This window comes from Pseudomonas sp. NPDC087626, from assembly GCF_044743405.1.
In the GTDB taxonomy this organism is placed as follows: domain Bacteria; phylum Pseudomonadota; class Gammaproteobacteria; order Pseudomonadales; family Pseudomonadaceae; genus Aquipseudomonas.
The window spans coordinates 66152-72151 of record NZ_JBIUWJ010000034.1; the positions used below are offsets into that span (position 1 = coordinate 66152).

A 6000-nucleotide genomic window follows, 5' to 3' on the forward strand; every position below is an offset into this window, starting at 1 on the left:
TTGGCCCCTGGGTGTCTGCAAATCCTGCGAACACCTGGAGCCTCATTGTGGGAGCGAGCCTGCTCGCGATGGTCGTCAACGATGACACGTGCTGCCTGGATGCACGCGTCGTACTTGAGGTTTTCGCGAGCAAGCCGCTGTTGGCCAGTCAGTCCAGGCGTTCCGGATACGTCACTACCAGATACGCCACTGCTTCGCTGTCCGCTGGGTTGCGATAGCGGTGGGGCTGGTCGGCGTAGAACAGGATCGAGTCACCGGTGGAGAGCAGGTAGCGTTCTTGGTTGACGCTGATTTCCAGCACGCCCTGGGCCACCACCAGGTTTTCCTGCACGCCCGGGCCATGGCCTGCGGATTGGTCTTCACCCAAGGGGCTCAGGCGCAGTTCGTAGAATTCCGATTGGCGTGCCACGTCGAACGGGAACAGTGCGCGGCTGACGAAGGCGCCATTGGCGCTGACCAGGCGTTTGCTCTGGCTGGCCGACAAGACCGCGACCCCTTCGAACGCGCGGTGTTCGAGAAACGCCGCGACCGAGACTTTCAAGCCCTTGGCAATTTTGCACAGCACCTTGATCGACGGCACGCTGCGGCCGGATTCGATCTGCGCCAGCATCGCCCGACTCACGCCGCACTGGCGGGCCAGTGCGTCCAGGGACAGATGGCGCTTGCCCCGCAGGCGCTGCAGGTTTTGCGCGACCCGCTGACAAATCGGGTCTTCTTCCTGAGGCTGCAAGTGGTTCAGATCGAGCACCGGTTCGTCGGCGCTGGCGAGAAAGCGCACGGGACCCTGGGCGTTCACGCGTGACGGGTCTCGGTGCTGGCCGTCGGCCGGGCCGTGGTGAAGGTCTGCAGGCCGGCCTGCAGCGTGTACATATCCCACATGGCCCGTGCCCGTTGTTGAGCCTGTTTGCGTTTGCGGTAGCTGGCGAAGTCGATGAGGTTGTCAGTCGGATTCATGGGGCACTTCACTGTGGTGATGAATGACGGGATGGGCTGAGCCTACGCGGAAATTGTTATATCGATAAATAATGATTTTCTATTTATTAATTCGTTTTGGTTCTTAAAGGTGCAAGCAAGAGAACGGGAAATAGACGCCTAAGCTAATTCCAAAAAAGTATTTATTTGTACTTTTTAAGATCGATTAGCTTTATGTCCCGGCGTCAGGCCATGCCTGCCGCCTCGTCCCTTTTTCCATCCCGGGTGCGCTGTGTCGCGCTCGGGCCTGCTTGTCGAGAACGCCTGTGACCCTTATCCAATCCTCTCTGGCCAGCGCCCGGATCGAGACCCCAGCCCCGGATGCGCCCGCACTCGAAGCGGACGTGGTGCTTGAGTTGCGCGACGTGACCAAGGCCTACGGGCAGAACGACGCAGCGCCGGCGGTCAGCAACGTCAACCTGAAAGTCCTGCGTGGTGAAGTGTTGTGTCTGATGGGCACTTCCGGCAGTGGCAAGTCGACCTTGCTGCGGCACATCAACCGCTTGATCGAGCCTTCCAGCGGCGAAGTGCTGATTGACGGCCAGGCGATCAGTGGCTTGAGCAACAAGGCCCTGCGTGAGTTGCGTTCGCGGCGCATTGGCATGGTGTTCCAGCATTTTGGCTTGTTGCCGCACCGCACGGTGCTGGACAACGTGGCCTTGCCCCTGGAATTGCGTGGCGAGCCCGAGGCGCAGCGGCATGCGGCGGCAGCCGTGCAGTTGCAGGCGGTCGGGCTGCAAGGCTGGGGCGAGCATTATCCCCATGAACTGTCGGGCGGCATGCGCCAGCGCGTCGGGCTGGCCCGGGCGCTGGTGACGGAGCCGGACATTCTGTTGATGGATGAGCCGTTCAGCGCCCTCGACCCGACCATCCGCCGCGACTTGCAGAGCCATTTCCTGGCTCTGGCCCGCGCACGCGGGATCAGCACTTTACTGGTTACCCACGACCCGGCCGAAGCCTTGCGCCTGGCAGACCGCATTGCGGTGTTGCGCCATGGCCGCCTGGTGCAACTGGGCACGCCTGAACAATTGCTGGAGCAGCCGGCCGACGCCGAAGTCGCGGACTTTTTCCGTGACTGCGCGCCGGCCAGCGCCCCTGCAAAAGCGTCGACCAAGGTCGCGGCCCGACTGCCTAGCCAACCACGCGCGCCTTCCTATAGTCCCGGTCTGTCGGCCTGGCAAGCGTTGTTGCTGGGGCCAGCGGCGTTGGCGGCGCGGGGTAGGGGCGGGCTGTTCTGGCTGGCTTTTGCCAGTGAACTGGGCGCCTTGGCAGCCCTCGGCCAAGGATTGCTTAGCTCGGCCTGGCTGACGGTGCTGCTGGCGACGCTGGTGCTGGTCGCCAGTCGCTACAGCGCGCTGACGCTCAGCGCCCGTCCGGTGCGCGGCGGTGGCTCGGATTGGGCGCTGCCGTTGACGCTGTTGTTGGTCAGCCAGGTCCTGGTGATCTGGCGGGTGATCACTGCCGACACCAGCAGCGCGTTGCTGCAGTTCCCGGCCAATCGCCAGTTGCTGCTGGTGACGGCGCAGAGCATTGACCAGTTCATCAGTTGGTCGCAGGTGACTTTCGAAGGCGCCTTTGTCGGGGTGATAGTCGCGGTGCGCACGGTCATCGAAGGCATCGAGAGCCTGCTGGGCTGGCTGCCCTGGCCGGTCTCGGCCCTGGCCCTGGTGTTGCTCTCTTGGCGATCGGCCGGTCTGGCACTCGCGCTGACCAGCAGCGCCGCACTGCTGTACATCGGCCTTTTCGGCTTCTGGGAGCGCACCATTGCCACCCTGGCGCTGGTGGGGTCCTCGGTGCTGATTGCCCTGGTGATCGGCGTGCCCACCGGCATCCTGCTGGCGCGCCGACCATGGGTGCGCCGCGTGGTCACACCGCTGCTGGATGTGATGCAGACCCTGCCGACCTTCGTGTACCTGATCCCGGCCGTGGCGTTCTTTTCCGTGGGCAAGACCCCGGCGGTGATTGCCACGGTGATTTTCGCCCTGGCGCCGATGATCCGCCTGACCTCCCTGGGTATCCAGGAGGTGCCCAAGGATACCGTCGAAGCGGCTGTGGCTCATGGCGCCAGTAGCTGGCAGACCCTGGTCAAGGTGCAACTGCCACTGGCCCGGCGCTCGCTGTTGCTGGGGATCAACCAGACCCTGGTCATGAGCCTGTCGATGGTGGTCGTGGCCGCCCTGATCGGGGCCGGCGGGCTCGGTTACGACGTGATGACGGCGTTGCGCAACATCAAGGGTGGCGAAGGCATGCTCGCCGGTGCGGCGATTGTCCTGTGCGCGCTGATCCCGGATCGAATCATTCAATCGAGCTTGCGCAAGCAAGACCCGACCTACAACTGAACGTGAGGCTTATCGTGAACAAACCCTTATCGCGCACCCTGGGCGCAGTGGCATTGCTGGCCTCGCTGATTGCTCCACCGGCATTGCTGGCCAAGGAAAAAATCGTCATCGGCGAACAGAACTGGACCGGCGCCATTGCCATTCAGCACATCCTCGGCGAAGTCATCAGCAGCCGTCTCGATGGTGATGTCTCGTACCTGGCGGGGGACGTCGCGGTGCTGTTGAGCGCTGCGTCCAAGGGCGATGGATCGGTGGACGTGCTGACCGACATCTGGCTGCCGAACCAATCGGCCGCCTGGGCCAAATACGTCACCGGCGGCACCCGTTCGCTGGTGCCCAATGCCCACCCCTATGCTGGCGAGCAGGGCTTCTACATCCCCGGGTACTTGCAGGACAAGTACGGCGTCAAATCGGTGTATGACCTGAAAAAACCGGAAGTGGCGAAGTTCTTCGAACCCCTGGGCGGTGGCAAGGCGCAGTTGCTGGTGGGGCCGGCCGGTTGGGAGTCCACTTACATCGGCCAGATCAAGGCCAAGGATTACGGGTTTGCCGACAAGTTCGAGGCGGTCTCCACCGAGGCTTCGGTGACCTACGCCAAACTGGCTAGCGCCTACAAGGCCGAACGCGGCGTGGTGTTCTACGCCTACACCCCGGACTGGATTTTCTCCGCCTTCGATCTGCGCCGCCTGGAAGAACCGGCCTTCGATGGCTATGCCCAGGACAACAAAAAAGGCGATCCGCTGTACAAGGCCGATGGTTGCTGGAAATTCATCAGCCCGACCGTCGACCCGGATTGGCTGAACAAGAGTCAGATCACCTGCGCCTTCCCGGACGCCAAGGTCCACGTGCTGGCCTCGGCCGCGTTGCAGCAGCGGGCACCGAAAATTGCCGAGTTCCTGCGCAATGTCGCGATCGAACCGGCGCAACTCAACGAACTGATCCTGAAGATCGAGAAGGAACAGCAACCGGCTGACGTAGCGGCCAAGGCCTGGGTCCAGGCCCATGCCAGCACCGTGGACCAGTGGTTGCAGGCTTCGGCACCGACCGTGAGTGCGATCCCATGAGCCGGCCTTCCTTGCGATTGCTCGATGGTGGCATGGGGCGCGAGCTGCAGCGCATTGGCGCGCCGTTCCGGCAGCCGGAATGGTCGGCACTGGCGCTGATCGAGGCACCGCAGTATGTGCTGCGGGCCCACCAGGCGTTCATCGACGCCGGTGCGCGGGTCATCACCAGTAACAGCTACGCGGTGGTGCCTTTTCATATTGGCGAGGCGCGTTTTGCCGAGCATGGCCTGGCGCTTGCCGAGCGGGCCGGGCGCCTCGCGCGGCAGGCGGCGACGGCCAGTGGCGAAGCGGTCACGGTAGCCGGCTCGCTGCCGCCAGCCCTGGGCTCCTATCGACCGGACCTGTTCGATCACTCGCGCTCGGTGGCAATTCATCGCCAGTTGATCGCCGGCCTGCAGGCCCATGTCGACGTCTGGCTGGCGGAAACCCAGAGTTCCATTGCCGAAATCCAGGCGGTAGCCCAAGCCCTGGCCAGCGACAGCAAACCGTTGTGGCTATCGTTCACGCTGCTCGATGAAGTGGGCCAGCCGCCACGCCTGCGTTCCGCCGAACCGGTGGCCGAGGCGGTGCGCGTGGCGGCCGGACTGGGGGCACAAGCGGTACTGTTCAATTGCAGTCAGCCAGAAGTCATGGCCGCGGCATTGAGTGAGGCCGCCGACGTCATCCGCGGCCTGGGCCTGGCCATTGAGCTGGGGGTCTACGCCAATGCCTTCCCGGCGGTGGACGCCGAGGCGAAAGCCAATAGCACCCTGCTGGAGATTCGTCCCGACCTGGGACCCCAGGCGTACCTGCACTGGGCCAAGTCCTGGGTGGCCGCTGGCGCCAACATCGTCGGCGGCTGCTGTGGCATCGGCCCGGAACACATCGCCCAGTTGCACCAGCATTTGATCGAGCAGGAACTGGAGGTAGAAGCATGAGTGAGGTGGAGCAGTCCGTGTTGTTGGAACAGGCAACCTTTGGCGCCGGTTGTTTCTGGGGCGCAGAGGCATACTTGCGGGCGCTGCCCGGGGTACTCGATAGCCGGGTCGGCTTCGCACGTTCGGCCGATGGCGAGCCGGCGTTGATTGAAGTGGTGCAGGTCGACTTCGATCCCCGGGTGATTTCCTATATGCACCTGATCGAACATTTCTGGACCCTGCACGACCCGACCTCGGTCGACCGCCAGGGGGCGGATATCGGGGTCAAATACCGCTCGGCGTTGTTTTTCAGCTCGGCGCAACAGGCAACCAGTGCCCAGGCCGCGAAACAGCAACTGGACGCGTCCGGGCGCCTGGGCAAGCCATTGGCAACGGTGATAGTGCCCCTGGGGGAGTTCCAGTTGGCAGATGAAGCGCACCAGCGCTACCTGGAAAAACACGGTGCCAGCAGTTGTTCGATCTGAGGGCGGCCTTGAAAGCATCGTGGGTGTCAGGTGTCATCGATGTTGGTAGTGGCGGCGCCATCGTGGCATAGGTATCTACACAACTGTGGTGCGACGTTGCACCTGTGGGCCGGCCAGGGTGTTGGATTAGACCGAGTACATATCCATTGTTGCGGTAACGGCCTCCTATGGTTCCGCCTGACGGCGGCTCACTTTTGAACAGCGCAAAAGTAAGCAAAACGCTCTTACCCCACCACTCGGTGCC

The 6000-nt window shown here is 63.1% G+C and carries 6 protein-coding genes; 4 read left to right on the forward strand and 2 right to left on the reverse strand.

What is annotated here, in order from left to right; genetic code table 11:
* Window positions 1-148 precede the first annotated feature (148 nt).
* Window positions 149-739, reverse strand: coding sequence for a helix-turn-helix domain-containing protein (locus ACIOVD_RS23340; RefSeq protein WP_401130472.1), 591 nt, complete (start codon window positions 737-739; stop codon window positions 149-151).
* Between the two features lie 53 nt (window positions 740-792).
* Window positions 793-954 (reverse strand): hypothetical protein, encoded by a 162-nt coding sequence (locus ACIOVD_RS23345; RefSeq protein ID WP_174244572.1) that lies wholly within the window; start codon window positions 952-954, stop codon window positions 793-795.
* Between the two features lie 284 nt (window positions 955-1238).
* Between ACIOVD_RS23345 and ACIOVD_RS23350 the strand changes: the two genes are divergently transcribed.
* Genes ACIOVD_RS23350 through msrA form a run of 4 tightly spaced genes read left to right on the forward strand, consistent with a single transcriptional unit; the run spans window position 1239 to window position 5756 of the window.
* Window positions 1239-3311: an ATP-binding cassette domain-containing protein gene (locus ACIOVD_RS23350; protein ID WP_401130462.1), complete on the forward strand. Its 2073-nt coding sequence runs from the start codon at window positions 1239-1241 to the stop codon at window positions 3309-3311.
* Window positions 3312-3325: 14 nt separating this feature from the next.
* Window positions 3326-4375, forward strand: a complete 1050-nt coding sequence (locus tag ACIOVD_RS23355; protein ID WP_401130464.1) for a glycine betaine ABC transporter substrate-binding protein — start codon at window positions 3326-3328, stop codon at window positions 4373-4375.
* Window positions 4372-5292, forward strand: coding sequence for a homocysteine S-methyltransferase family protein (locus ACIOVD_RS23360; protein WP_401130466.1), 921 nt, complete (start codon window positions 4372-4374; stop codon window positions 5290-5292). The genes ACIOVD_RS23355 and ACIOVD_RS23360 overlap by 4 nt, the downstream gene beginning before the upstream one ends.
* Entirely contained in the window at window positions 5289-5756 is a 468-nt protein-coding gene (gene msrA, locus ACIOVD_RS23365) for a peptide-methionine (S)-S-oxide reductase MsrA (RefSeq protein WP_401130468.1), read from the forward strand. The genes ACIOVD_RS23360 and msrA overlap by 4 nt, the downstream gene beginning before the upstream one ends.
* Window positions 5757-6000: the final 244 nt, after the last annotated feature.